The sequence below is a fragment of the Neorhizobium galegae genome, assembly GCF_017877135.1.
Classification (GTDB): Bacteria; Pseudomonadota; Alphaproteobacteria; order Rhizobiales; family Rhizobiaceae; genus Neorhizobium; species Neorhizobium galegae_A.
The window spans coordinates 380,897-405,547 of record NZ_JAGIPH010000003.1; the positions used below are offsets into that span (position 1 = coordinate 380,897).

The 24,651-nt window shown below is 62.7% G+C and carries 23 protein-coding genes; 13 read left to right on the top strand and 10 right to left on the bottom strand.

The genetic code is table 11. The features are described from left to right. Positions 1-127: 127 nt before the first annotated feature. Together J2858_RS12070 and J2858_RS12075 are read right to left on the bottom strand one after the other, a co-directional pair. Positions 128-673 carry a PAS domain-containing protein gene (locus J2858_RS12070; RefSeq protein ID WP_210105048.1) on the bottom strand — a complete coding sequence of 182 codons (546 nt, stop codon included), beginning with the start codon at positions 671-673 and terminating at the stop codon, positions 128-130. A 177-nt stretch (positions 674-850) separates the two neighbouring features. Further along, the gene (locus J2858_RS12075; protein WP_210105049.1) at positions 851-2,788 is read right to left on the bottom strand and encodes an acid phosphatase; all 1,938 of its coding nucleotides are present in this window, start codon (positions 2,786-2,788) and stop codon (positions 851-853) included. A gap of 314 nt (positions 2,789-3,102) precedes the next feature. Here J2858_RS12075 and J2858_RS12080 point away from each other — a divergent pair, with 314 nt between their 5' ends. Both J2858_RS12080 and J2858_RS12085 read left to right on the top strand, forming a co-directional pair. Further along, positions 3,103-3,909, top strand: coding sequence for a rhomboid family intramembrane serine protease (locus J2858_RS12080; protein WP_210105050.1), 807 nt, complete (start codon positions 3,103-3,105; stop codon positions 3,907-3,909). 132 nt (positions 3,910-4,041) lie between these two features. Beyond that, complete coding sequence (locus tag J2858_RS12085) at positions 4,042-4,476, top strand: CBS domain-containing protein (RefSeq protein ID WP_210105051.1); 435 nt, start codon at positions 4,042-4,044, stop codon at positions 4,474-4,476. A 36-nt stretch (positions 4,477-4,512) separates the two neighbouring features. On the opposite strand, the gene J2858_RS12090 is transcribed toward J2858_RS12085, so the two are convergent. From J2858_RS12090 to folE, 3 genes are all read right to left on the bottom strand, one after another. Further along, positions 4,513-5,469 carry a patatin-like phospholipase family protein gene (locus tag J2858_RS12090; RefSeq protein WP_210105052.1) on the bottom strand — a complete coding sequence of 319 codons (957 nt, stop codon included), beginning with the start codon at positions 5,467-5,469 and terminating at the stop codon, positions 4,513-4,515. Between the two features lie 112 nt (positions 5,470-5,581). Continuing rightward, positions 5,582-6,037: a phosphoribosyl-AMP cyclohydrolase gene (gene hisI / locus J2858_RS12095; RefSeq protein ID WP_210105053.1), complete on the bottom strand. Its 456-nt coding sequence runs from the start codon at positions 6,035-6,037 to the stop codon at positions 5,582-5,584. A 30-nt stretch (positions 6,038-6,067) separates the two neighbouring features. After that, positions 6,068-6,676 (bottom strand): GTP cyclohydrolase I FolE, encoded by a 609-nt coding sequence (folE, locus tag J2858_RS12100; RefSeq protein WP_210105054.1) that lies wholly within the window; start codon positions 6,674-6,676, stop codon positions 6,068-6,070. Positions 6,677-7,006: 330 nt separating this feature from the next. Between folE and J2858_RS12105 the strand changes: the two genes are divergently transcribed. The 5 genes from J2858_RS12105 to J2858_RS12125 all read left to right on the top strand — a co-directional run bounded on the left by J2858_RS12105 (position 7,007) and on the right by J2858_RS12125 (position 11,404). Further along, on the top strand, positions 7,007-7,453 hold the full coding sequence (locus J2858_RS12105) for an iron-sulfur cluster assembly scaffold protein (RefSeq protein WP_210105055.1): 447 nt from the start codon (positions 7,007-7,009) through the stop codon (positions 7,451-7,453). Between the two features lie 5 nt (positions 7,454-7,458). Beyond that, entirely contained in the window at positions 7,459-7,845 is a 387-nt protein-coding gene (gene yidD / locus J2858_RS12110) for a membrane protein insertion efficiency factor YidD (protein WP_210105056.1), read from the top strand. Positions 7,846-7,847: 2 nt separating this feature from the next. After that, entirely contained in the window at positions 7,848-8,273 is a 426-nt protein-coding gene (locus J2858_RS12115; RefSeq protein WP_210105057.1) for a DUF2267 domain-containing protein, read from the top strand. Positions 8,274-8,433: 160 nt separating this feature from the next. Then, the gene (thrS, locus tag J2858_RS12120) at positions 8,434-10,455 is read left to right on the top strand and encodes a threonine--tRNA ligase (RefSeq protein ID WP_210105058.1); all 2,022 of its coding nucleotides are present in this window, start codon (positions 8,434-8,436) and stop codon (positions 10,453-10,455) included. 109 nt (positions 10,456-10,564) lie between these two features. Next, positions 10,565-11,404: a lysophospholipid acyltransferase family protein gene (locus J2858_RS12125; RefSeq protein ID WP_210105059.1), complete on the top strand. Its 840-nt coding sequence runs from the start codon at positions 10,565-10,567 to the stop codon at positions 11,402-11,404. Between the two features lie 10 nt (positions 11,405-11,414). Here J2858_RS12125 and J2858_RS12130 read toward each other — a convergent pair whose 3' ends face one another. Further along, positions 11,415-12,395 carry a hypothetical protein gene (locus J2858_RS12130; RefSeq protein WP_245365733.1) on the bottom strand — a complete coding sequence of 327 codons (981 nt, stop codon included), beginning with the start codon at positions 12,393-12,395 and terminating at the stop codon, positions 11,415-11,417. A 227-nt stretch (positions 12,396-12,622) separates the two neighbouring features. Between J2858_RS12130 and J2858_RS12135 the strand changes: the two genes are divergently transcribed. Together J2858_RS12135 and J2858_RS12140 are read left to right on the top strand one after the other, a co-directional pair. Next, the gene (locus tag J2858_RS12135; RefSeq protein WP_210105060.1) at positions 12,623-13,210 is read left to right on the top strand and encodes a nitroreductase family protein; all 588 of its coding nucleotides are present in this window, start codon (positions 12,623-12,625) and stop codon (positions 13,208-13,210) included. Continuing rightward, on the top strand, positions 13,210-13,818 hold the full coding sequence (locus J2858_RS12140; protein ID WP_210105061.1) for a flavin reductase family protein: 609 nt from the start codon (positions 13,210-13,212) through the stop codon (positions 13,816-13,818). Before J2858_RS12135 ends, J2858_RS12140 begins: the two co-directional genes overlap by 1 nt. On the opposite strand, the gene J2858_RS12145 is transcribed toward J2858_RS12140, so the two are convergent. Further along, on the bottom strand, positions 13,815-14,417 hold the full coding sequence (locus J2858_RS12145; protein WP_210105062.1) for an aldolase/citrate lyase family protein: 603 nt from the start codon (positions 14,415-14,417) through the stop codon (positions 13,815-13,817). The two genes, J2858_RS12140 and J2858_RS12145, sit on opposite strands and share 4 nt — an antisense overlap. A gap of 240 nt (positions 14,418-14,657) precedes the next feature. On the opposite strand from J2858_RS12145, the gene J2858_RS12150 reads away from it, so the two are divergent. Then, a complete protein-coding gene (locus J2858_RS12150; RefSeq protein ID WP_210105063.1) occupies positions 14,658-15,788 on the top strand; it encodes a DUF2336 domain-containing protein in 1,131 nt (376 codons plus the stop codon). A gap of 11 nt (positions 15,789-15,799) precedes the next feature. Here the strand turns inward: J2858_RS12150 and J2858_RS12155 are convergent, their stop codons facing one another. Then, positions 15,800-16,216, bottom strand: coding sequence for a hypothetical protein (locus J2858_RS12155; protein ID WP_210105064.1), 417 nt, complete (start codon positions 16,214-16,216; stop codon positions 15,800-15,802). 79 nt (positions 16,217-16,295) lie between these two features. On the opposite strand from J2858_RS12155, the gene J2858_RS12160 reads away from it, so the two are divergent. Beyond that, complete coding sequence (locus tag J2858_RS12160; RefSeq protein ID WP_210105065.1) at positions 16,296-16,784, top strand: GNAT family N-acetyltransferase; 489 nt, start codon at positions 16,296-16,298, stop codon at positions 16,782-16,784. A gap of 7 nt (positions 16,785-16,791) precedes the next feature. Here the strand turns inward: J2858_RS12160 and J2858_RS12165 are convergent, their stop codons facing one another. Next, the gene (locus tag J2858_RS12165) at positions 16,792-17,967 is read right to left on the bottom strand and encodes an AI-2E family transporter (RefSeq protein WP_210105066.1); all 1,176 of its coding nucleotides are present in this window, start codon (positions 17,965-17,967) and stop codon (positions 16,792-16,794) included. Between the two features lie 724 nt (positions 17,968-18,691). Between J2858_RS12165 and J2858_RS12170 the strand changes: the two genes are divergently transcribed. Then, complete coding sequence (locus tag J2858_RS12170; protein WP_210105067.1) at positions 18,692-21,250, top strand: HWE histidine kinase domain-containing protein; 2,559 nt, start codon at positions 18,692-18,694, stop codon at positions 21,248-21,250. 97 nt (positions 21,251-21,347) lie between these two features. Here the strand turns inward: J2858_RS12170 and parE are convergent, their stop codons facing one another. Further along, a complete protein-coding gene (gene parE, locus J2858_RS12175) occupies positions 21,348-23,444 on the bottom strand; it encodes a DNA topoisomerase IV subunit B (RefSeq protein ID WP_210105068.1) in 2,097 nt (698 codons plus the stop codon). 211 nt (positions 23,445-23,655) lie between these two features. Here parE and J2858_RS12180 point away from each other — a divergent pair, with 211 nt between their 5' ends. Then, positions 23,656-24,576 (top strand): alpha/beta hydrolase, encoded by a 921-nt coding sequence (locus J2858_RS12180; RefSeq protein WP_210105069.1) that lies wholly within the window; start codon positions 23,656-23,658, stop codon positions 24,574-24,576. Positions 24,577-24,651: the final 75 nt, after the last annotated feature.

Sequence of the window (24,651 nt, forward strand, 5' to 3'; positions counted from 1 at the left end):
TGGCGCAACATGCCATCGATACAGCCGGGGCGGTTAACATATGGTTCCGGGGGCCTGCGAAAACCGGCAGCGTTCGGCAGCCGTTACGTGTGCTGGCCGGGGTCGGACAAGGCTGGTCGAGGAGGGCTTACTGACGACGATCCGCGGAAGCCATTGCCTCCAGTTTCTCTGCCAGCGCCAGCATGTCGATCATCTGCCAATGGTCGACACGAAAGGCGCCCAGCGCCAGCGGCCGCAGCGTCGGCAAACGCCCGAGCGGCAGAAGGCTTGCCAGCAACCGGTCGGCGCGGCCGGCTCCGGATCGCAGCGGCAGCAACAGCGTCTCGAAAACCGGATAATCGGGCCAAGCCGCAACCGAGAGGGTCATCACCACCGGCCGTTCGGTGCAAAGCGAAAGCTGAGCCGCACGGTTGGCGACGGCCCGTGAGGGACCATCCCACAATACCTCGAACGGGTTGCCCCGAAGCTCCCTGTCGAAGAGGTCGCAGATGCGCGTACCCGCCAGTCGGAAGTTCAGGCTTTCGCCCTCCTGGTCGAGGATAAAAAGATCGGAAAGACGGTGGCGCAGCTCTGCCGGATTGACCTGCGCACGCTTCGGCGCCGGCTCTCCCAGACGCAAGCTGTCCCAATAGCTGAAGACTTCCTTGCTGCGCTCGTTTCGCATTGACACCATGTGTTTCGTTTCAATCCCGTCCGCGGCGCTTTTTGCGCGATATGGATAGTAGGAGCGAAAATCGTGCCAACATGGTGGGAGCGGCGACCAGAGGGCGGAAAGAGGGGGCCGACGCAATGGAAACGGCCCGCAAAATGCGGGCCGCCCGGTGTCTCTTTCTGGCTAGTGGCCGAAAGCTTATTTCGTGATGCGCAGCGAAAGCCCGGTCTTGCCATAGACGGGAACCGTGTCATGTCCTTCAAGCACGATCGCCTCGAACGTCCCGTTGAAGCTGTCGGAGCGGATGAGCGAAAGCTCGTCGCCGACAGACGGCGTATAGCCTGCGGCAAGGCTCACCCGCAGCGTTCCGCCTTCGACGGCAACGCTCTTTGCGACGGTGATGCCGCCATCCTTGCCGGACAGGGCAACATCAAGCCCACCGGCGCGACGCAGGACGAGGTTGCCCGAAACGGCAGGATGCGCGTCGGCGACCACGACCCGGCCACCGGAGACGTAAAGATCGCCCGTGCCGAATGCGCGCGAGGATTTGGCAACAAGCGTTCCGTCTTCGACGATCACGCCGCCGGAAAAGCTGTTATTGCCCGAAAGGGTCAGGCTGCCGCTGCCCGTCTTTACCAGTCGGCCTACGCCAGCAATATCGTTCTTCCAGCTGTCGGCTGCGTTGAAGCCGCCCTTTGCCGCGTCCATGGTGACCGTCACGTCGCCGTCAAAGGCTGCAAAGCCATCGGCAGCGGCAAAGAGGTTCAAGCGGCCCCAGCCTTCCGCATCGCTCATGATCGGGTAGCCGGCGGGAAGCGCCGTACTCTTCAGGACAAGCCGGCGCTGGGCTGCATCGAGATAGGGAAGCCGCGTTTCGAGCAGGACTTCAGCACCCTTCGGCACCACAGCGGCGGCATCGCCAGCGGAGATCTTCGGCAGGCCGTAGCTGAAGCGGGGCGCAACGAAGGCAGCGTTTGCGGACCGGTCAGCAAAGGGATCGGTGCCAGCGGGCGCAGAATGGGCAAGAGCCATCAGGCCGTCAAAGCCTGCGGCACCGGTATCGGTTGCCAGAAAACTCTGGGTCTGCTGATAGGCCTCCGCCTTCAGGCCCGCATAGTCGGCGCGGTTGAGGTTATAGGCGACAACGGCCGTTGCCTGCATGCGCCCACCGATCACGTCGAAGGGCTGGTGCATGCCGGCCCGGATGCGATTCTCGCCCATGCGTACGGCGCGGGTAACCATTTCCTGGTAACGCTGCGGCACCAGATAGGCCATCACCAGGGCATCGCGCCAGGCTTCGGCGGTGTGGCCGCTCGGAAAGCCGCCATCGCCGGCAGGCTTGGTGCTCTTGGCCGGCTCCAGCTGCGGCACGACCCGCACCTCCTCGCTCCAGCGATAAGGGCGGGCATATTTGTAATAGCGCTTGGCGGGTTCGGTGGAGCCATCCTTGCTGCCGGCTTCGACCAGATCCACGGCCTTGCCCATCGCCGCATTGCCATCCTTGCTACCGACGCCGCGATTGTTGCCCTTGTCATCATATTTGACGCTCGTCGCATCGGCGGGCATGTCGGTCACCGTCGTCGTCTGCTGCACGCCCTTGCGCCAGGCGTCAGCCAGCGGCCCAAGCCCGTCGGTGATGCTGACGCTCTTGCCGCGGCGGTCATCCAGATAGGCTTCGAGATCGTCCTCAGGCGTGTTGGCGGCCGTGGTGCGGATGACATAGGCAAGGTTTGCGGCATGCACCGCAGGGTTCTTCATCGTGCCATCCGTTGCACTACGCGGCAGGCCGTCCCAATCGGATTTGGTGACGGCGGCGCAGCCGTCTTTTGCCGGTGCATCCTGATCAGCATCGACGAAAGGCGTGCGCGGTGTCCAGATCTCCAGGAAGCCGGAGAGAAGCCGCACCCCGGCATTGGTTTCAAGCGTCGAAAGGCAGGCATCGCCACGCTGGTTACTGGCGCCGGTATCGACATAGGCCGGGATGCCGGCGGGCGCAGGCGCGCTGTCTGCATGGCCAAGGCCCGCCGGTGCCGGCGGCAGAACCAGAGTATCGGCAAAGGCCGGCGTCAGGGCGCTCGACAGGAGGAGCAGAACGGTGAGGGCGGCGGTCGGGCGGGCAGGGACAAAAGCACGCATGGCGGAGGGCCTTTCTGGAGCAGGACAATCCGGCACCGGGCAGTCGCCGTGCTGTCGATCCTGTCCGGGACGTTGTAAACGGTGGACGAACAAGAGATGCAGCGTTCGGGCGCCGGCATCGCGCGCTCCGCCTTTAGTCCATGCGTGCAACAGTTTTCTTACAAGCGGAGCAGGAGTTACATTTTCACCCCCTGTCCTTGTTTCCGGCGCTCGGCGTGGCCTCTCCAGGCGCAAGGTCATCTTCCCCGGTTCATCTTTCCCTCGGTCGGTGACACGCCTATATGTCGGGGATCGAAAACGCGAAGGATGCACCGATGGACGATTCGCCCAACGCGCCAGGCTCAGGCGAACAGCCACGGCGGGAGGAAACGGTCCGGTCGCCGGGCGTCCAGACGTCGGTGCCGGGCATACAAAGACCGCGGGCCGCCTCGCAGCCGATCTTCAACCTGCCGGGACTACTCGTCCTGACGCTTGGTCTGCTGGTCGTGCTCTATCTGGTGGACGCCTATCTGTTGAGTGACCAGTGGCGTGACATCGTGCTGTTCGAACTGGCCTTCACGCCGCTGCGCTATGTCTATCCGCTGACCGACCAGGGACTGGAATGGCTGTGGACGCCGGTCACCTATTCGCTGCTGCACGGCAGTCTGGAACACCTGATCTTCAACGGCCTGTGGCTGACGGCCTTCGGCGCGCCGGTGCTGCGCCGGATCGGCACCGTGCGCTATCTTGCCTTCTGGATCTGTTCGGCTGCCGCAGCCGCCTTTTTCCACGCGGCCCTCAACTGGGGCCAGGAAACGCTCCTCATCGGTGCGTCCGGCGTGGTGTCGGCGCTGATGGGCGCGGCCTGCCGCTTCGCCTTTCCACGGCATGGCGGCGGCATGCGGCGCGATTCGTCGCATTTCCTGCCGCGCCAGGGCATTGTGACGGCGATGAAGAACCGCACGGTGCTGGTGTTTACCGTGGTCTGGTTCCTCGGCAACGTCCTGATTGCCGTCGGCATGCCGCTGGTCGGCTCGGACGCAGGCGCCATCGCCTGGGACGCCCATATCGGCGGCTTCCTCTTCGGCTACCTGCTGTTTGGCCTCTTCGATCCGCTGGTGAGTGAAAAAGAAGTTGCTTAACAAAAGCCTGTAAGGGCCCGCTTGGCGGTTGCAAAGCGGCGGAAGCAGGCGCACCATTCCTGTGTGGGTGTGCCGTGGCGTGTGGGGAGTTTGGTCGAGGGCGCATCCAGACACAGTCAATAGGAGGAATTGATGCCTGTCTCCGTCAAGAACATTCTGGATACCAAGGGCCGCGACGTCATCTCCGTCGGACGGGAGAAGACGGTGGCCGAGGTGGCTGCCATTCTGGCCGAACATAAAATCGGTGCCGCCGTCATCACGAGCCTTGAGGGCCGCATTGCCGGCATCTTCACCGAACGCGATCTGGTCCGCGTCGTGGCGCAAGATGGGGCTGCCGGGTTGGAAAAGCCGGTGTCATCCGGCATGACGGCCAATGTCATCCGCTGTCGCGAAGAGACCAGTCTCAACGAACTGATGGAAATCATGAGCACCGGCCGCTTCCGGCATGTCCCCGTGGAAGAGAGCGGCAAGCTGATCGGCATCATCTCGATCGGCGATGTGGTGAAAGCACGCATTCGCGAGGTGGAAGCCGAAAGCGAACACATGATGGCCTATATCGCCGGCTGAGGCATCCTGGGGCTGACGGCTGCGAGGAAGCGGCCGTCAGCTGGCAAACACGTCCTGCATGCGCTTCAGTTCAGCGATTCGGGCCTTGGTTTCGGTATAGCCGCGATCGATGGCTTCGCCGGCCCGGTGGAATTCGGACAGCCCGATATCGCTCAGGCGCGGATGCAGCGCCAGATCCGGCGGGTCACCCGCCAGCCGCGCACGCGAAATCCTCTCCTGGATAATGTTGAAGGCCTGCACCATGACGCTGGTCACACCGATCCGCGCCTCGCGCACCTTGGTGTGCTGACCTTCGACCACAGGCATCACGCTGGCATTGTGCTTGACCACGGCCGATCGGCCGAAAATATCGTAGTTCAGGTTGACCGCCACCACGAGCGGCTGCTCGTAGGCGCGGCAGACGGATGTCGGCACCGGGTTCACCAGCGCCCCATCGACCAGCGTGCGGTTGTTGCATTTCACCGGCTCGAAAATGCCGGGCAGGGCATAGGAGGCGCGCATGCCGGTGATCAGCGAACCGCTGGTGATCCACACCTCGTGGCCGGTATTGAGTTCGGTCGAGACGGCAACGAAGGGCCGGTCGAGGTTTTCGATCGCGATATCCTCGAGATCCTCCTGCATGCGTTTGGTGAGCCGCAGGCCACCGAACAGCCCGCCGCCGCCGATCGTCAGATCGAGAAGACCGGCAATGCGCCGGACGGTAAGCGAGCGGGCAAATGTTTCCAGTGCATCCAGCTTGCCGGCCAGATAGCAACCGCCAACCAGCGCACCGATGGAGGTGCCTGCGATCATGCCGATCTCGATGTTTTCCTCTTCGAGCGCGCGCAGCACGCCGATATGGGCCCAGCCGCGCGCAGCCCCGCCGCCCAGCGCCAGCGCAAGCTTTGCCTTGCGCACCGGCCGTTCAGTGGCAACGAGCGCGGCGGGTGCCTTTGCACTTCCCTCCGCGTTTGCTGCCGGCACATCGCCGCGATTCCAACCCCAGTTCAGCATGCCTGCATCCGTCCTTCAGCTGAACATCCCCCGGACGTTCATCTAGCGCCGGTTTCGGTTGAGAATTCGTTGATGTTATGGCCAAATGGAAGGCGGTCGTAAACGACTTTGACTAATGTCCGTCGTGATAAACCGTTTCAGGATCGAAATGTCGGTCCGTGTCGGTGATGTGCAGCTGCGGCTGACCGTCGACCAGCGTCACGGCGCGGTAGAAGCAGGACCGGCGCCCCGTGTGGCAGCTCGCATCGTGGCCTGCCACCGACACCTTCAGCCAGACGGCATCCTGATCGCAATCGGTCAGAAGCTCGACCACGCTCTGCAGATTGCCGGAGGTTTCGCCCTTCTTCCAGATCTTTGCCCGCGAGCGGCTGTAGTAATGGGCAATGCCGGTTTCGATGGTCAGCGCCAGCGCATCCCGGTTCATGTGCGCCACCATCAGCAGATGGCCGTCACGGATGTCAGTGACGATGGCGGTGACGAGGCCGGCCTCGTCGAAGCGGGGGGTAAACGGGCCCTTGTCTTCCAGCGCCGCCTTGTCGCGCGGCGCCGCTTCAAATTCGATCGTCATGATAGATACTCTGAAACTGTCCGGCGCGCGCTAGCGCCGGATCATGGTGAGGAAACGCGCCTGCTCGGCCGCATTGTTCTGGTAGTCGCCGGTAAAGGTGGTGGTGAGCGTCGAGGAACCCTGCTTCTGGATGCCGCGCATCGACATGCACAGATGCTCGGCATCGATCATCACCGCCACACCGCGCGGCTCCAGCACCGACTGGATGGCATGGGCGATCTGCGCCGTCATCGCCTCCTGCGTCTGCAGGCGCCGGCCAAACACCTCGACCAGCCGGGCGATCTTGGAAAGCCCCAGCACGCGGCCCTTGGGCAGATAGGCGACATGTGCCTTGCCGATGATCGGCACCATGTGATGTTCGCAATGGGAATAGAACGGAATATCGCGCACCAGCACGATATCGTCATAGCCGGCCACTTCCTCGAAGGTGCGGCCAAGCACCTCATGCGGATCCTCGCCATAACCGCTGAACAGCTCGCGATAGGATTTTGCAACGCGCCGGGGCGTATCGATCAGGCCTTCGCGGCTCGGATCGTCGCCAGCCCAGCGCAACAGAAGGCGCACGGCGTCCTCGGCTTCCTGCTGGGTGGGGCGAGCCTCGCTGTTGCCAGCAGGGAAATTTTTCACGATGGCGTCCATCTTCTCGTCTCCTGATGCGGTTCAAGGCCGCACCTGACCAAAGCCTGTCGGCTGGCGTCTCCGGTTGTCTCAAAGTCCGGTGCCGATCTGGCATTACGGGCTTTCTGGCCTGACGGATCGGTTTTTACAAGATAAAGCCTACCGCTTTCTCACGGCATTCCGGCAAAACTTTCCGCCTTGATGCGTAAGGCTTCGATCATCATATATAGTCGGGAAGGCTGCGCGACCAGCACCGGACCATAGACAATCCGTTCGCGATCCGCATGCAGACCCGGCGCTGATAAGCGCTGCGTGCAGCGTGAGACAAAAGCCGGCAAGCCGCGAGAGAGAATGATGGACGATATCTACAATAGCCGAATCCTCGAACTCGCCGGCAATATCGAGCGTACCGGCGCGATGGACGATGCCGATGCGACATCGGAAAAGCACTCCAAGCTCTGCGGTTCGAAGGTGCGCGTCTTCGTCAAGATGAAGGACGGCGTCATCGACGATTTTTCCCACCAGGTGCGCGCCTGTGCCCTTGGCCAGGCCTCGTCTTCCGTCATGGCCCGCCATGTGGTCGGCGCGAGCGCCAGGGATGTGCGGGCCGCGCGCGATGCCATGCTGTCGATGCTGAAGGAGGGCGGCGAGGGACCGGAGGGCCGTTTCGAGGAGATGCGCATCCTGAAACCGGTGAAGGACTACAAGGCCCGCCACGCCTCCACCATGCTGACCTTCGATGCCGTCATCGACTGTCTCGACCAGATCGAGGCAAAAACCCAGGCCATGGCGGGCTGAACCCCATGTGCCAGCACTGCGAGGCGCTTGAGGACGACGAGGACGACCAGCGGCCGAACCTCAAGACACGACATCGCGGCCGCAACTGGCAGGGGCCGTTTCGAAAGACGCCCGACCGTCTCCTGGGCATGGGCTTTATCCGCCTTTATCAGTTGACACTCTCCGGCTTCATTGGCAATTCCTGCCGCCATATCCCGACCTGTTCGGAATTCGGCTATGAAGCCGTTGCCCGCCACGGCCTGTGGTTCGGCTTCTGGATGACGGCCAGACGGTTTTCAAGCTGTGGTCCCTTTGGGTCGTCCGGGCTCGACCCGGTGCCGGAAACGCTGGCTGCCCACCAACGCTGGTGGATGCCGTGGCGCTATCGCAATGCTGTCCGAAAAGCTGCCTGACCATGCCGATACCAATGGAATATCACCACGCCACAGACGAATTCGAAGCCTTCATGAAGGACCTTCTGGCGATCTCGCTGCTAAAAACCCGGCATCAGGGCTACACCATGCTGCAAGCCGTCCTCCAGGTGTTTCGCCGCAGGCTCTCTCTGGAACAGGCGATCGCCTTTGCCAATCTTCTGCCGGCAGTGCTGCGCGCGATCTTCGTCAGCGATTGGGATATACGCGAACCCGTAAGGCCTTTTCTGGATCGGGAGGCCATGATGGACGAGGTGAGGGCACTGCGCCACAACCATAATTTTTCAACGCCGAGCGCCATCGAGGACGTGACGAGCGCCATCCGTCACCATGTCGATGCGCGCCGTCTGGAGATATTCCTCAGTTCCCTGCCGCCGGGTGCCTGCGCCTTCTGGGGCCTGCCCGACTGAACAAGCTCTGAGGGCTTTCGATCGGCACGTCCACAAAGATCGCCTGATCTTTACGCGCCGGCGTTTTTCACCTATCACGCCCGGGTCAAAAGCGACCGCATCGCGCGGTCCGATATCACCACCCGCATTCGTTGGCGGGACTGGATAACAGGAGAAAAGCGTGTCAGTTTCCCTTACCTTCCCCGATGGTTCGATCCGCAGCTATGAGCCCGGCACGACCGGCCTTGCGGTCGCCGAATCCATTTCGAAATCGCTCGCCAAGAAGGCCGTTGCCATCGCCATCGACGGCACTGTGCGCGATCTCTCCGACGCCGTCACCGATGGCCGGATCGAGATCGTCACCCGCACCGATCCGCGCGCGCTGGAACTCATTCGCCACGACGCTGCCCATGTGATGGCAGAAGCCGTGCAGGAACTGTGGCCCGGTACGCAGGTGACCATCGGCCCGGTGATCGAGAACGGCTTTTATTACGATTTCAAGCGCGTCCACCCTGAAAGCCGCGAAGACTGGCCGTTCACGCCCGAAGATCTGCCGAAGATCGAAAAGCGGATGAAGGAAATCATCCAGCGCAACAAGCCGTTCACCAGGGAAATCTGGTCGCGCAACAAGGCGCGCGATGTGTTTGCCGACAAGGGCGAGGCCTACAAGGTGGAGCTGGTCGATGCGATCCCGGAAGACCAGGATCTGAAGATCTACTATCAGGGTGACTGGTTCGACCTGTGCCGTGGCCCGCACATGGCCTCCACCGGCCAGATCGGCACGGCCTTCAAGCTGATGAAGGTGGCCGGCGCCTATTGGCGCGGCGACAGCACCCGCCCCATGCTGACGCGCATCTATGGCACCGCCTGGGCCACCCAGGAAGAACTTGACCAGTATCTGCATGTGCTCGCGGAAGCCGAAAAGCGCGACCACCGCAAGCTCGGCCGCGAAATGGACCTTTATCATTTCCAGGAGGAGGGCCCCGGCGTCGTCTTCTGGCACGGCAAGGGCTGGCGCATGTTCCAGACGCTGACGGCCTATATGCGCCGCCGGCTTGCCAACACCTATGAAGAGGTCAATGCACCGCAGGTGCTCGATGCCTCGCTCTGGGAGACGTCTGGCCACTGGGGCTGGTATCAGGAAAACATGTTTGCGGTGAAATCGGCCTATGCCTTCACCCATGCGGACGACAAGGAAGCCGACAACCGCGTCTTTGCCCTGAAGCCGATGAACTGCCCCGGTCACGTGCAGATCTTCAAGCACGGGCTGAAATCCTATCGCGAACTGCCTGTTCGCCTTGCCGAATTCGGGCTGGTGCATCGCTACGAGGCCTCCGGCGCGCTGCACGGCCTGATGCGCGTGCGCGGCTTCACGCAGGACGACGCGCATGTGTTCTGCACCGAAGAGCAGATGGCGGCGGAATGCCTGCGCATCAATGACCTGATCCTCTCCGTCTACGAGGATTTCGGGTTCAAGGAAGTGGTGGTGAAACTGTCCACCCGGCCGGAAAAGCGTGTCGGCACCGACGACCTCTGGGATCGCGCCGAAAGCGTGATGATGGAGGTTCTGAAGGAGATCGAGGCGCAGTCTGGCGGGCGCATCAAGACCGGCATCCTGCCGGGCGAGGGCGCGTTCTACGGACCGAAGTTCGAATATACGCTGAAGGATGCCATCGGCCGTGAATGGCAGTGCGGCACGACGCAGGTGGACTTCAACCTGCCGGATCGGTTCGGCGCCTTCTATATCGACCAGAATTCCGAAAAGAAGCAGCCGGTGATGATCCACCGCGCCATCTGCGGCTCGATGGAGCGTTTTCTCGGCATCCTGATCGAGAACTTTGCCGGCCACATGCCGCTGTGGTTTGCGCCGCAGCAGGTTGTTGTCGCAACGATTACCTCGGATGCCGACGACTACGGTCGCGAAGTGGCCGAAACGCTGCGCGAGGCGGGCCTCATCGTCGAGACCGACTTCCGCAACGAGAAGATCAACTACAAGGTCCGCGAACATTCCGTCACCAAGGTGCCGGTCATCGTGGTCTGCGGCCGCCAGGAAGCGGAAAACCGCACGGTCAACATCCGCCGTCTCGGCTCGCAGGCGCAAACCTCGATGACGCTCGATGAAGCCGTCGCGTCGCTGCGCGAAGAAGCAACACCGCCGGACCTGAAGCGGCGTGCTGCAAAGCGTCTTGCTGCACAGAGCTGATGCCTGACATGACAGCCCCTGTACCCGCCGGTGCAGGGGCTGTCAGCATTCTGTCATGTAAATGCAATAATCCTGCCATCAGCATCAAGCCGCTGCCCGGAGAGGCCCCTTGCGTTTCAAGGAATTGTCATACGCCAATGATCGTGATCCACGCCTGAAGCGCTGGGTCATTCGTTCCATCGAGGGCCTGTCGGGCCGCAACCGCTATGTGCGTCTCTACGATGCCTGGCGCCATGATGTTTCCATCGGCACCGACCGGGTGTTCGGCCGGATGCTCGACCTCATCAATGTCCGCCTCGACGTGGAGGGCACCTGGCCGCCGCAAAACCTGCCGGATGCGCCGCTCGTCATCGTTGCCAACCATCCCTTCGGCATTGGCGATGGCATTGCGATCCTGTCCCTTGCCGAACAGCTCAACCGTCCGTTCCGCGTGATGATCAACAACGAACTGTTGAAAGTGCCGGAACTTCAGCCGTATGCGCTTCCGGTCTGCTTCGAGGAGACCCGCGAGGCGATGGCGATCAACATGGAAACGCGCCGGGAGGCGATGCGGCTCCTGAAGGAGGGCGTCACCATCATTATCTTCCCGGCCGGCGGTGTTGCAACAGCCAAAAAAGGCTTTGGACGCGCTGAAGACCTGCCGTGGAAGATGTTTCCGGCGCGCCTCATCCAGGCGGCGCGCGCCAATGTCATCCCCGTCTATTTCCACGGCCAGAACGGCCGGCTGTTTCACCTGGCAAGCCGCATTTCGCTGACGCTGCGGCTGTCGCTGCTGATCCGCGAATTCAAGCGCCTGTCGGGCACCTCGATCCGCGCCAAGATCGGGCCGCTGCGGAGCTGGGAGGAAATGGCGGCTTTTCCGGATCGGAAGGATCTTCTGGCCGAGCTTTATCAAGCCGTATTCGTCATGCGCGAGATCCCGAGATCACGCTTTCGCAAGACGGGGTAGGACGAAAACCTCAGTCGGCGTCGACATTGGTCGCCTGCTGCTCGCGCATCAGCACTTCCACATCGGCGTTGCGTCCGGAAGTGACGGTGAAGTCACGCTGGTAGATCTTGTCCTTGTTGCGGGCAATGGCGGTGTAATCGCCTTCCGCCAGCACCATCGTCGTGAAGGCGCGCACGCTTTCGCTCACCACGTCGCCGCCGGAGGTGAGCACCGACCAGGCGGTATCGGCAATCGCCTCGCCGCCGGGCTGCGAGACGAGCTTCAACGTGATCTGGGCGGCGCGATGCTGCAGCGTCGCCTCCGTCAGCTTGCCGGCCTCGACCTGGATGTCGGCCCGCGCCACCGCGTTGATGTCGCCGTATTCGGAGACGATGTGGTAGGTTCCGGCGTTCAGCCGGACGATCGTGTCTGCCGTCACATTGGCCATTACCAGGCCGCGCTCGCCATCCTCGCGCACATCGGCGGAATAGACGGAAAACTTCAGCTTGTTGGCCGGAATGCGCTGCTGGCTTCCGGCAACGGCGTTCAGCACGAAGCCGCCGGCATCGAGCACCAGCGTCTGCTTTTCAACCGGCCCCTCGGCCGGCACTTCCAGCTTCTTCGTCACGCCAGCGCGGCCGAAGGCGACGTTGACGAAGTAATCGCCGGGCGGCAGCATGAAATTGGCCGGCCCGCCTTCGGAACTCGCCACCATCGGCAGCTTGCCATCCGGGCCGGGAATGGGGCTGAACACGCGCCAGGTGAGGCCGGTCTTCATCGTCTCGCCGTTCGGCGTCAGCGTCGCCTGCAGCGTCACATCCTTGGCAACCGGCGCGGCGCGGCCGGAACTTGGCGAAAACGCATTCAGCTTCGGCATCTTCGCCGTGCTGTCCAGCTGCTTGAAGGTCTTGAAGGCGTCTTCCGCCAGAGCCTGGCCGGGCACGACGACGCCAGCGCCCGGGATCACCAGGAGCGTTGCGAGAAAGGCGACCGCGAAGGGAGATGATTTCATGCCGTGGCGACCGTTGACTCTTTGAGATTGAACCGCCACTTCAAGACCAACCAGACGGCAAATTCAAGACCTCGCACAGCCCGGCGCTTCTTTTGCAGCCATAAGGCGTGCCAAGCGGCGCAGTTTGCCCCGGAAAAAAGTCCCGGGCGGAAAACCCCGTCCACCAACAGCCGCCGGACAGCTCGACCATCGGTCATGCCCGGCAAAACACGGATCTTCTGTCTGCCATGAGCACTGAAAAGACATTGTTCGACTATCTTGCCACCCGCCGCTCGATCCCGGCGCCGCAGATGACCGATCCGGGGCCGGATCGCGCTGCCATCACCTCCATCCTGACACTGGCCTCCCGCGTTCCCGACCATGGCAAGCTGGCGCCCTGGCGGTTCATCGTCTATCGCGGCGAGGAAAGGCTGCGGCTCGGCGCCCGGCTGCTCGACATCGCGCTGTCGAAGACGCCCGATCTGTCGGCGGAGCTGCAGGCGGTCGAGCGGACCCGGCTTGCCCGCGCGCCAGTCGTCATCGCCGTCGTCAGCACGGCGACCGAACACTTCAAGATCCCCGTCTGGGAGCAGGAGCTTTCGGCCGGCGCCGTCTGCCTCAACCTGTTCATGGCCGCCAATGCGCACGGCTTTGCAGCCAACTGGCTGTCGGAATGGGTTGCCTATGACGATGCGGCCAAGGCCGTGCTCGGCATTGCACCGCAGGAGAAGGTGGCGGGCTTCCTCTATATCGGCTCGACCACCTTTCCGCAGACGGATCGCCCCCGGCCTGATCTTGCAGAGATCGTCACCTGGGTCGGCGAGGAGACGAACTGATGTTCTACACCACCGACGAAAACCACCACGGCCTGTCGCACGATCCGTTCAAGGCGATCGTTGCGCCGCGTCCGATCGGCTGGATCGGCACGAAGGGCAGGGACGGCTCGCTCAACCTGTCGCCCTATTCCTTCTTCAACATCGTTTCCGACCGGCCGAAGATCGTCATGTTTTCCTCGAGCGGCCGAAAGCACAGCGCCCAGAACGCCGAGGAAACCGGCGTCTTTACCGCAAGCCTCGTCAGCCGCTTCATCGTGGGGCCGATGAATGCCTCATCGGCACCGGTTGCCTATGGCGTCAATGAATTCGAACTGGCCGGCCTGACGGCGAAAATGGGCAAAGAGGTTGATGCGCCCTTTGTCGAGGAGGCGCATGCCGCGCTCGAATGCCGGGTCACGCAGGTGATCCAGCCGATCGGGCTCGATGGAACGACCGGCGAGCAGGTGATGGTTTTCGGGCAGGTGGTCGCCATCCACATCAGCGAATCGATCATCCGCAACGGCCGCATCGACATGGGCCTTGCCCGCCCCGTGGCGCGCATGGGCTATATGGACTACGCCGATGGCGGCACCGACGTCTTTCAGATCGAGCGTCCGGCGGCAGGCTAGGCGGATACGCCAAACACCTCGTCGATAACCTCTGCCTGCATGGGCGAGGTGGAGATCATCGCCTCGAAGCCTTGTTCCTTGGCAAAACGACATTCCGCGGCAAAGGCATCGGCATCCTCAATGTTGGACCCGGTATCGACGACGAGGACGCCGGCTGCCTTGGCGGACATCAGGAACAGGCTGCGCGCGGTGCGGAGCGTCTGCGGTTCCTCGCCGGCGGTCAGGGGCGAGGAAAGACCCATGGCGCGGCAAAAGGCCGGACCATCCCAGATCAGCGCCTCCAGCCGCGCGCTCATCCGGCGAAAATCGCGCACGAAGGCGGCACCTTCCGGCGTGTCGGCCGGACAGGCTGCGATCCTAAGCGGAGGGCCGGGCAGGTTTTCCTCCGCCTCGATCACGGTGAGCAAAACATCCAGATGCTGCAGCAGGGCCGCTTGCGTCACCTGCGGCAGGATGACGGTGCGCGCATGCCAGCGCATGGCGGCGCGAATCGCATCCTCGATGCCCGCATCGGTGAGCGGCGGCAGGAGAACGGCGAGGCTTTTGTGCTCGCCGACCGGCTCGCCTTTTCGGGACAACGCGCGGCCGTGCAGGTCCATCCAATCCACCAGAGGTCTGCGGGGGCTGGAGGTCGAAAGCGTCTGGAGGGCATCCGCCGTCAGTCTTTGCCAGCAGCGGGGCACGGCGGCATGGCTTGGCAGCACGATCGCTTGGGTCAGCGGAACCCCCTGTCAAAAGTTAAGGGACATGGTGAACGGAACATAAACCATTTCTCTCTAGCCTCAACTTCAAGAAGAGGTCTGCAGCAGACTACTCCTAATGTTCGGGGCGCGTCATCGGTGATCGTACAGACTTTCCTTCGATGGGCCGAAAACGCCAGTGTCGGTGAGCGGGAAAAGGCGGCTGCAGCGCTGTCCAGCACCTTCCTGACGCTCTCGCCTGCCCACGACCGCTACCAGCCCGCCCTTGCAGCGCTCACCCATCTGCTGGACGATCCGGCCGCAGGCGTTCGCCGCACGCTGGCGCAGACGCTTGCGCCGGCAGCGCACGCACCGCGCAGCCTCATCCTGGCGCTTGCCGAAGACCTGCCGGATATCGCCTGTCACATCCTCACCCTTTCGCCCGTCCTGACCGACCGCGACCTGGTGGATCTGGTCGGGCGCGGCAGCCGCGTGGTTCGGGGCCTCATTGCCGCACGCCCCCGTCTCGGCGCCGGTGCCGCCGCCGCAATTGCCGAAATCGGCGCGATCGGCGACATCCTTCTGCTCCTCGACAACGACACGGCTTGCCTCACGCGCTACAGCCTGCTGCGCATCGCAGCCCGGCATGCGGGCCATGGTCAGGTTCGCGGCAAGCTTCTCTGTCGGAGCGATCTGCCTGCCGAAGCGCGCGAACGGCTGGTGCGGCATGTCGGCGAAGCCTTGGCGAGCAATCCTTTCGTCTCGCGCCTCATCGATCCGGTGCGGCTGGCACATGTAACACGGCAGGCGGCCGATTCCGCGACCCTGCAACTGTGTGATCACGCGACAGAAGAGGACGTGGCGCGGCTTGCGGCCCATCTTGCCGTCGATCGCCGACTGACCGCCACCTTCCTGATGCAGGCTCTGGTCTGCGGGCGCATCGACCTCTTTGCCGCCTCTATCACGCACCTCTGTGGGCTGTCGCACGGTCGCGTGCGCGCCGTGATGGCCACGGGCCGGAGCCATGGCCTGCGGGCACTCTACGAATCAGCCGGCCTTAGCCGCGACATCTCGCCACTTTTCGTTGAGGCGACGCTGATCTGGCGCCATCAGGCCGGCAGGTCCGGCGGCCAGCCGATCACGGGCATGTTCGACATGCTGACAGAGACTGTCGAGCGCCCGGCAGACCCGAACGCGCCGATCAATGAACTTTTGGACTTGGTCGAGGAGATGGGCCATCTGGACCATCGCCGGCGTGCACGCGCGGCTGCGCGCTCCCTTGCCGCCTGACGGGGTCCTGCTCAGCGCAGCTTGCGGGCCACCCAGGAATAACCGTCTTCCATGAGGCGCACCGGGCTTTGCACGAGGTTGCGCACGCTCTCGCCACTCGGAAGGATGTTGCGCACCCGGCCCAGGGCCTGTCTTGCGAGATTTTCCTCCTGCGCGCGCTGCTCCTGCGGCGTGGCGGGCTCGGCCGGTGGGGGGGCGGCCGGTTTTTGCGCGGGCACCGCCTTTTCGGCTTTGACGATGCTGGGATCCTGGCAAACGGCAATCACCACCGGATAGGAGATATTGGCAAAGGCGGCCAGTTCCTTCTCCGAAACCGCATTGCAGAGCTCCAGCGTCGGCCAGCGTTGTTCGAGCGTTGCGACATAGCGGCAGTCCGTCGCGCTGTCGTCGCAACCCAGAATCGTCATCATCACAAGAGCGGTGCGCATGGGAGATCCTTGGCATGGGCGGGACCTCCCTTTATGAGGAGGATCGTGACGCCGTTAAGGCAGAAATCATGAGGCAGGCATGCAGCAGGACATTACCATAGAGCGCGAACCTCCCCGGCAACCGGATGTCATCCGGCTTCTGGAACTCTCGAATACATACATGGCTTCGCTCTATCCCGCCGAAAGCAATCATATGCTGCCGCTTGAAGAGTTGGAACTGTCGACGGTTTCGTTTTTTGTCGCACGCCAGGGGCAGACGGTGCTCGGATGCGCCTCGCTGGTGCGCCATGAGGATGGCACCGCCGAGATCAAGCGCATGTATGTGGATGATGCGGCACGGGGCCTCAAGCTTGGCAAGCGGCTGCTTGCGGCACTGGAAGAGGAAGCCGTCGCCCAAGATATTTCCGTTGTGCGACTGGAAACCGGCATCTACCAGCCGGAAGCCATCGGGCTCTACCGCAAGGCCGGTTACAGCGAGATCGAACCGTTCGGCAGCTATCGCCCCGATCCGCTGAGCCTATTCATGGAAAAGACACTGCAGCCGGGGGACGTCCTCAAGAAGGACTAAAAGCGGATCAGGCGGAACGCCGATCCTTGGCGGCAAGCCCCGTCAGCGAGTCGGCGCTTTCGGCCGGCTCGGACAGTTCGATCTCTCGCATCCATTCCCGCCAGATGGCAACCAGAAGCGCCATCAGGACCGGGCCGATGAACAGGCCGAGAAAGCCCATGGTCTTGACCCCGCCGACCAGCCCGAAAAAGGTCGGCAGGAAAGGCAGCTTGATCGGTCCGCCGACAAGGCGGGGGCGGATGGTCTTGTCGACGATGAAAAGCTCCACCGATCCCCAGATGAGAAGTGCCAGGCCCGCGACATAGGAGCCGCTTGCCGCCAGATAGATCGACACCAGCGTGAAAGAGAGCGGCGCGCCCCCCGGCACGAGCGCCATGATGCCGGTCAGCACGCCGAGCGTCACGGGTGAGGGGACGCCGGCCACCCAGTAGGCGAGGCCAAGCACGATGCCTTCGCCGATCGCAATCAGCGTCATTCCGGTCACGGTCGAGCTGATGGTCGCCGGCACGACGCGCGAAATACGCTCCCAGCGCGCCGGCAGGATGCGCTCGCCCAGCATGTCGATCTGGTGAGAGAAGGAGGCGCCGTCGCGATAGACGAAAAACAGCGCAATCAGCATGAACAGCAGAGACAGAAGCAGGTGGAACGCGCCGTCGCCGGCCGCGATCACCGCTCGGTAGATATTGCCGATATTGGCACCGCTGACGATCTGCACCAATTCGCCGATGGCGCCCGGTTCGCCGATATGCCGTTCCCATTGCTGGCCAAGCCAGGTGCCGGCCATCGGCAGTTCGATGATCCATTTTGGCGGCGGCGACCCAAGGCGGTTTGCCTGCAGAGCCCAGGCGATCCAGCCGCGCGTCTCGCCGATCGTATAGGAAATCGCAATCCCGATCGGAACGACCAGGAAGGCGATGACAAGGATGATGGCAATCGTCGCGCCGAGCGTCGTGTTGCCGCCGGTGCGGCGCAAAAGATCGCGGTAGAGCGGCCAGCTGGCAAAGCCCACCACCAGTGCCGCCAGAACCGGAACCACGAAACCGTGAAAGAAATAGATGCCGGCAAAGACAATCAGCACCAGGAGCCAGCGGGCAGCGGAGATGGGCGGAACAAGGGCGATTCGCGTCGGCGTCACCGGTCCGAGCCAGCGCGGTTCCTTGGCGATTTTCTCTTTTTCGGTCACGATGGGTCAGTCATCCTTGTTCGCGCATTCGCACCATATGGTCCGGCCGGCCAAGGGGTGCAAGTGAGCATTTATCAGCATGTGCGAAGATTGTGGTTTTCCGAGCATCTCGAATGGGATAGTACTATGACCATCGTCAATTAAGTTTCCGTCCACCCGAATGCCCGTACCTCACCGACGCTTGTCATTGCACAAGCGCATATCTGGCAGATCCGATGAAGTGTACGGCGCCGCCGATCGTCTGGTTACATTGAAACATTACGCACACTGTTGGCAAGCATTCTGTTTCCTTTGCGGGCGGCAGGCGAAAGGGCAAGACCTTGTTTTGCAACATCGGGATCCAGCCTTGCGCGCGACCGGGCGTGCCGGGGCAGGGGCGGCGCGCAACATTCTGGCATGGCTGCGTGATCAGCATATGACGCTGTCACGCCGGAACCCGACCATTTTGGCGCCAGAGGCACTGGAAAGACGGTGCGCTTGTCCTAGATTCCTGCTGAAGAAGGGTGGCCGCCGGGCGACGATTGCCTTTGCTGGCCAGTCGACTGCCGACCGCCGCCCGATCCCGAAACCGCGTCCGCCGCACCGGTCAGACAGAGGCGCACCGCAAGGATGGGCGCTATGCCGGTCGCTGCAAAATCAACAGCCGTTTTCCATCTGGATAGAGTGATCAAGACTTGGTACGCCATTCTGACACCTGCCGTGATCGCGCCCAAGGAACTTCTCTATGCCCCATAACTCTCAGGTCGACCTGACGAATTGCGACCGTGAGCCGATTCATACGCCGGGCAGCATCCAGCCCTATGGCTGTCTTCTTGTCACCGACATGTCGGGGGGAACCGTGCTGCGTCACTCCGCCAACCTGCCGGCGATGCTGGGCCTCACCGGCGTCATCAACGGCGCGCGCCTGGACGAGGTGGTGGGAGACGAGGTGGCCCATACGCTGCGCAATGCGCTTGCCACGACAGACGACCCGGCGCGGCCGGCGCTGCGCATGGCGGTGCCGCTTCCCGCCGGCGCCTTCGATGTTTCGGTGCATCGGTTGAACGACATGGCCATCATCGAATTCGAGCCGGCCAGTGCCCATTCCGATCAGCCGCTGGAAAACGCCCGCATGTTGATCAGCCGCATCCGTGCGATCAGCGGGATTGACGAACTGGTCGAGAAATCGGCGCGGCTCGTCTTTGCCATGCTCGGCTATGACCGGGTGATGATCTACCGGTTCGAGCATGACGGCGCCGGCAAGGTGGTGAGCGAATACAAACGCCGGGATCTGGAAAGCTTCAAGGGACAGTATTTTCCGGCAAGCGATATCCCGAAGCAGGCACGTACCCTTTATCTTAAAAACACCATCCGCATCATTTCGGATGCGAGCGGCACACGCGTGCCGGTACTGCCGGAACTCGACGACACCGCGGCCCCGCTGGACCTTTCCTTTGCCCATCTGCGCTCGGTCTCGCCCATCCACTGCGAATATCTGCGCAACATGGGCGTTGCCGCTTCCATGTCGATTTCTGTCATCATCGATGGGGAATTGTGGGGCCTGATCGCCTGCCATCATTATGCGCCGAAATCCCTTGCCATGTCGCAACGGATCGCTGCGGAAATGTTCGGCGAATTCTTTTCACTGCATCTGAGCGCGCTGAAACAGAAGCAGATCCTCGACACGGCCAACAACGCCCGCAAATCGCTCGACCGGTTTTTGCAATCGGCATCGCATACGGTTGAAGTGGCCGGCTTCCTGCGCCAGTCCCTCAACGAGTTTTCGAAAATCATGCCCTGCGACGGCATCGGCCTGTGGCTGGACGGCATCTGGACCGGACACGGCGCGGTGCCGCCGCAGGATGCCATTGCCGGACTTGGCGATTTCGTCGCCTCCGTGTCCGGCGGGCGGATCTGGGGAACCGACCAACTGTCCCTGCACCTGCCGCAGGCGATAGACTATGCGTCGGATGTCAGCGGCTTGCTGGCCATTCCGCTCTCGCAACGGCCGCGCGACTATCTGTTCTTTTTCCGCCGGGAACTGGTGCAGATGCTGGATTGGGCCGGAAACCCCGACAAATCCTACACAACCGGCCCGATGGGCGACCGCCTGACGCCGCGCAAGAGCTTTGCCTTGTGGAAGGAAACCGTTCACCTGAAATCCCAGCGCTGGACCGAAAGCGAGCGCGAAATTGCCGAAGCTATCCGCTCGGTGCTGGTCGAAGTGGTGCTGCACCATAACGAGCTTCTGGCCGATGAGCGCGGCAAGGCGGATGTACGCCAGCGCATGCTGAACGAGGAGTTGAACCACCGCGTCAAGAACATCCTTGCCGTCATCAAGGCTCTTGTCGGCCACCCGGTCCAGGAAGGTCGGCTGATCAGCGATTACGTAGCAACATTGAAGGGCCGCATCCAGGCACTGGCGTTTGCCCATGACCAGGTGGTGCGCGGCGGCGATGGCGGCGCGCTGAAAGACCTGCTGGAGGCGGAGCTGAAACCCTATCGCGACGGTGATAGGCAGGTTTCTCTGAGAGGTCCGCATGTCTGGTTGGACAGCCGCGGATTTTCCGTCATGGCCCTCGTCCTTCACGAGATGTCGACGAATGCGGCAAAATACGGCGCGCTCTCGGCCAATGGCGGCCGGCTCGACATCACCTGGAGCCGCAACGAGGACGGCAGCTATGGGCTCAACTGGGCGGAAGAGGGTGGTCCGCTGGTCCATGCCCCCAAGCGCGCCGGCTTCGGCACGGTTCTCATCGAACGCAGCATCCCTTACGAGCTCGGCGGCGAAAGCCGGGTCGATTACCGCCCCTCCGGCCTTCACGCGCATTTCCTGATCCCGGCCAAGCATATTCACGGATCGGACGGGCCGACCGTGGATCAGGAGGTGGAGCTCGATGCCGCGTCGGCAAGCGAAATCGCAGCCCTGCTGGGCGATCTGGAACTTCTTCTGGTGGAAGATCAGATGCTGGTAGCCGCCGATGTCGAGACGCTTCTGCTCGACCACGGCATCAGCAAGGTGACGACCGCCCCGTCCGCTGCCGAAGCGCTTCGCCAGTTAAAGAGTTTTACGCCGCATGTGGCAATCCTCGACGTCAATCTCGGATCGGGCACGTCATTGCCGATTGCGGAGGAGCTGGTGCGCCGCGACGTGCCCTTCATCTTTGCCACAGGCTACAGCGACCAGTCGGTGATCCCGGCAAGCTTTGATGCGCCCGTGGTACGCAAGCCCTATGAGGCAACAGCCCTTATCGGCGCCGTCATCCGCGTGCTGGCGGCACGCGAGCCGGTGCCGCAGAACTGACAACGCCGCGGGTTCGTTACCTGGACATGGAAACGCCCGCAGATCCAATGGACCTGCGGGCGCTACCTTGACGGTCAAAACTGGACTGAATTCTCAGTCAGATATCAAGATTGTCGGCGAAGGCTGCACGCTCCTGGATGAACCGGAAGCGGGCGTCCGCCTTGGTGCCCATCAGGTTGTCGACCGCCTCGCGGGTGCCCTCGAAATCCACATCATCGATGGCGACACGCAAAAGCGTGCGCTTGGCCGGATCCATGGTGGTTTCCTTGAGCTGCGCCGGCATCATTTCGCCAAGGCCTTTGAAGCGTCCGATCTCGACCTTCTTGCCCTTGAACTCGGTTTCCATCAGTTCGGCGCGGTGCCGGTCGTCGCGGGCGTAAACGATCTTGGCGCCCTGGCGGATGACGTAGAGCGGCGGCACCGCGAGATAGAGGTGATTGCCGCGGATGAGCTCGGGCATTTCCTGATAAAAGAACGTGATCAGCAGCGAGGCAATATGGGCGCCGTCGACGTCGGCGTCCGTCATGATGATGATGCGCTCGTAGCGCAGATCCTCGTCGCGATATTTGGTCCGCGTGCCGCAGCCGAGCGCCTGGATGAGATCGGCGATCTGCTGGTTGGCGGAGAGCTTTTCGCGGCTGGCGCTGCCGACGTTGAGGATTTTCCCGCGCAACGGCAGGATCGCCTGGTTGGCGCGGTTGCGCGCCTGCTTGGCGGAGCCACCGGCCGAATCACCTTCGACGATGAAAAGCTCGGCGCCTTCGGCCGTATTCTGCGAGCAGTCGGCAAGCTTCCCCGGCAGGCGCAGCTTGCGCACCGCCGTCTTGCGGTTGACTTCCTTTTCCTTGCGCCGGCGCAGACGCTCCTCCGCCCGCTCGATCACCCAGTCGAGCAGCTTTGCCGCTTCCGCCGGATTGCCGGCGAGATAATGATCGAAGGGATCGCGCAGCGCGTTTTCCACGATGCGCTGTGCCTCGACGGTGGCGAGCTTGTCCTTCGTCTGGCCGACGAATTCCGGTTCGCGGATGAAGACGGAGAGCATGCCCACGGCCGAAATCATCACGTCGTCGGTGGTGATCTGGGCGGCGCGCTTGTTCTGCGTCAGTTCGGCGTAGTTCTTGAGGCCCTTGGTGAGCGCGATGCGCAGGCCAGCCTCGTGCGTGCCGCCCTCCGGCGTCGGAATGGTGTTGCAGTAGGAATGGATCAGCGGATCGCCGCCATACCAAGTGATCGCCCATTCCATGGCGCCATGGCCGCCGGTCTTTTCCGTGCGGCCGGCAAAGATCTCGCGGGTGACGGTGAAATCCTTGCCGAGCGTTGCGGCCAGATAATCCTTGAGGCCGCCGGGGAAGTGGAACACCGCCTTGTCGGGAATATCGCCGCCGGCGACGACCAGGCCCGGATCGCAGCTCCAGCGGATTTCCACGCCGCCGAACAGATAGGCCTTTGAGCGCGCCATGCGGAAAATGCGGCCGGCATCGAATTTGGCGTGGTCGCCAAAGATCTGCGGATCGGGATGGAAGCGCACGCGCGTACCGCGCCGGTTGTGCACGTCGCCCAGTTCTTCCAGACCGCCCTGCGGCACGCCGCGGGAAAAGCGCTGGCGATAGAGTTTGCGGTTGCGCGCCACCTCCACCTCGAGAAGATCCGACAAAGCATTGACGACGGAGACGCCAACGCCGTGCAGGCCGCCCGAGGTCTCGTAGGCCTTGCCGTCGAACTTGCCGCCGGCATGCAGCTTGGTCATGATCACTTCGAGCGTCGACTTGCCGGGCACCTGCGGATGATTTTCCACCGGAATGCCGCGCCCGTTGTCGCTGACGGTCAAAAATCCTTCGGCATCGAGATGCACTTCGATAAAGTTGGCGTGGCCGGCGACGGCCTCGTCCATGGAGTTGTCGATCACCTCGGCGAACAGGTGATGCATCGCCTTTTCGTCGGTGCCGCCGATATACATGCCGGGGCGCATGCGCACGGGCTCAAGCCCTTCGAGCACGCGAATGGAGGACGCGTCATAGCTGTCCGATCCGGCAGCAACCGGGGCGGCACGCGGAGACCGGGAGGGTTCGGGCGCCGGGGGCGCGGGGGTGACAGGCCCGGCGCTGCTGGCTGGCGCCGGCGCTGCTTCAGACGTCTTGGCGCTGTCGCGGCTTGAGGTCGGAAGGCTGGCGAAGAGATCGGTGGTATCGTCCATGGGGTCCGTCTATATGGCCTTTGAGCAAGCGGCGGTGGGCTCTCGATGGGCAAGTCCCGCGTCTGGGTGGCTATCGAATCGCCCGCGAGTGTGCCAGATAACCGGCCGTTTCGCGATGCCCGCGCATCAAGGCATGGGTCAGATCCGGGTTTGCGCCGCCGCGAGCCTGTTGGCAAGCCGGACGTCCGGCGGTAAAGGCATTGGAAGCGGCATGTCCACAGATCATTTTTACAACCGCCCCGTCAAGCTTGGCCTGCAGCGGTTGGCGCTGGCGGCAACTCTCCTCCTTTCTCCGGCGATCGCGCGTGCCGAGGAGCCGATCAAGCCGTTCAAGGACGCGCTTTTTTCGCAGAACCGTGTGCTGGAAAGCCGTGACGGCGGCGCTTTGCAGGTGATCGATTATCAGGAACAGCGCGATATCAATGCCCGCGACGAGGAACCGGAACGGCGGGTGAAATCGGCCTATGTCGATACCAGCGTGCGCAAGGACCAGGTCAACGAAACGCTGAACCTCTCCGGCAGTCCGCTCGAAGTGATGCGCGTCGGCCCGCTGCAGGATGCCGCCTTCACGGTCATCTTCATCCATGGCCGGGGAGGGGATCGCAGGCTCGGCGCCAACGATTATTCCTTCGGCGGCAATTTCAACCGCCTGAAGAATTTGGCGGTGCTGAACGGTGGCAGCTACTATGCGCCGAGCATCAAGAGCTTCGATCCGAATGGTGCCGCCGATGTTGCAGCGCTTGTCCGCCATGTCTTCGAACTGTCGGCGGGGCGGCCGGTGATCCTCGCCTGCGCCTCGATGGGCGGCTTCATCTGCCAGAGCGTCAGCCGTGACAAGGAAGCCGTGCGCTATCTGAAAGGGCTGGTGATCATGGGTGGCCCGCCGGATCCGGGTTTTCTGACGACGCCCGCCGCCAAGCTGAAGATCCCTGTCTATTTCGCCCATGGCAGCGCCGACAAGGTCTACAAGGCAGAAGACCAGATCGGCCTGTTTGAGAAAATGCGCGCGAAAAAATACCCGGTCGTCTTCCGTCTGTTCGAAACGGGCGGCCACGGCACGCCGGTGCGCATGAGCGACTGGCGCGAAATCCTCAATTTCATGCTGACGGGCGGCAGTTTCGCTCCGCGATGAGCCGTCCGGCCGCTTTTAACCACGCTTCTGAACCAAAGCGGAGATTTTACATACCAATTGCCGCCGGAACGTTCT

Bases quoted from the DNA above. Each gene is read 5' to 3' on its own strand.
- yidD (WP_210105056.1), top strand. From the start codon at position 7,459: ATGTGCCAGCACTGCGAGGCGCTTGAGGACGACGAGGACGACCAGCGG.
- J2858_RS12155 (WP_210105064.1), bottom strand. From the start codon at position 16,216: ATGCGCACCGCTCTTGTGATGATGACGATTCTGGGTTGCGACGACAGC.
- J2858_RS12140 (WP_210105061.1), top strand. From the start codon at position 13,210: ATGTTCTACACCACCGACGAAAACCACCACGGCCTGTCGCACGATCCG.
- folE (WP_210105054.1), bottom strand. From the start codon at position 6,676: ATGGACGCCATCGTGAAAAATTTCCCTGCTGGCAACAGCGAGGCTCGC.
- J2858_RS12090 (WP_210105052.1), bottom strand. From the start codon at position 5,469: ATGCTGAACTGGGGTTGGAATCGCGGCGATGTGCCGGCAGCAAACGCG.
- J2858_RS12075 (WP_210105049.1), bottom strand. From the start codon at position 2,788: ATGCGTGCTTTTGTCCCTGCCCGCCCGACCGCCGCCCTCACCGTTCTG.
- J2858_RS12160 (WP_210105065.1), top strand. From the start codon at position 16,296: ATGCAGCAGGACATTACCATAGAGCGCGAACCTCCCCGGCAACCGGAT.
- J2858_RS12115 (WP_210105057.1), top strand. From the start codon at position 7,848: ATGCCGATACCAATGGAATATCACCACGCCACAGACGAATTCGAAGCC.
- J2858_RS12105 (WP_210105055.1), top strand. From the start codon at position 7,007: ATGATGGACGATATCTACAATAGCCGAATCCTCGAACTCGCCGGCAAT.
- J2858_RS12070 (WP_210105048.1), bottom strand. From the start codon at position 673: ATGGTGTCAATGCGAAACGAGCGCAGCAAGGAAGTCTTCAGCTATTGG.
- J2858_RS12145 (WP_210105062.1), bottom strand. From the start codon at position 14,417: ATGGACCTGCACGGCCGCGCGTTGTCCCGAAAAGGCGAGCCGGTCGGC.
- J2858_RS12135 (WP_210105060.1), top strand. From the start codon at position 12,623: ATGAGCACTGAAAAGACATTGTTCGACTATCTTGCCACCCGCCGCTCG.
- J2858_RS12130 (WP_245365733.1), bottom strand. From the start codon at position 12,395: ATGAAATCATCTCCCTTCGCGGTCGCCTTTCTCGCAACGCTCCTGGTG.
- J2858_RS12180 (WP_210105069.1), top strand. From the start codon at position 23,656: ATGTCCACAGATCATTTTTACAACCGCCCCGTCAAGCTTGGCCTGCAG.
- J2858_RS12170 (WP_210105067.1), top strand. From the start codon at position 18,692: ATGCCCCATAACTCTCAGGTCGACCTGACGAATTGCGACCGTGAGCCG.
- J2858_RS12085 (WP_210105051.1), top strand. From the start codon at position 4,042: ATGCCTGTCTCCGTCAAGAACATTCTGGATACCAAGGGCCGCGACGTC.
- J2858_RS12080 (WP_210105050.1), top strand. From the start codon at position 3,103: ATGGACGATTCGCCCAACGCGCCAGGCTCAGGCGAACAGCCACGGCGG.
- hisI (WP_210105053.1), bottom strand. From the start codon at position 6,037: ATGACGATCGAATTTGAAGCGGCGCCGCGCGACAAGGCGGCGCTGGAA.
- parE (WP_210105068.1), bottom strand. From the start codon at position 23,444: ATGGACGATACCACCGATCTCTTCGCCAGCCTTCCGACCTCAAGCCGC.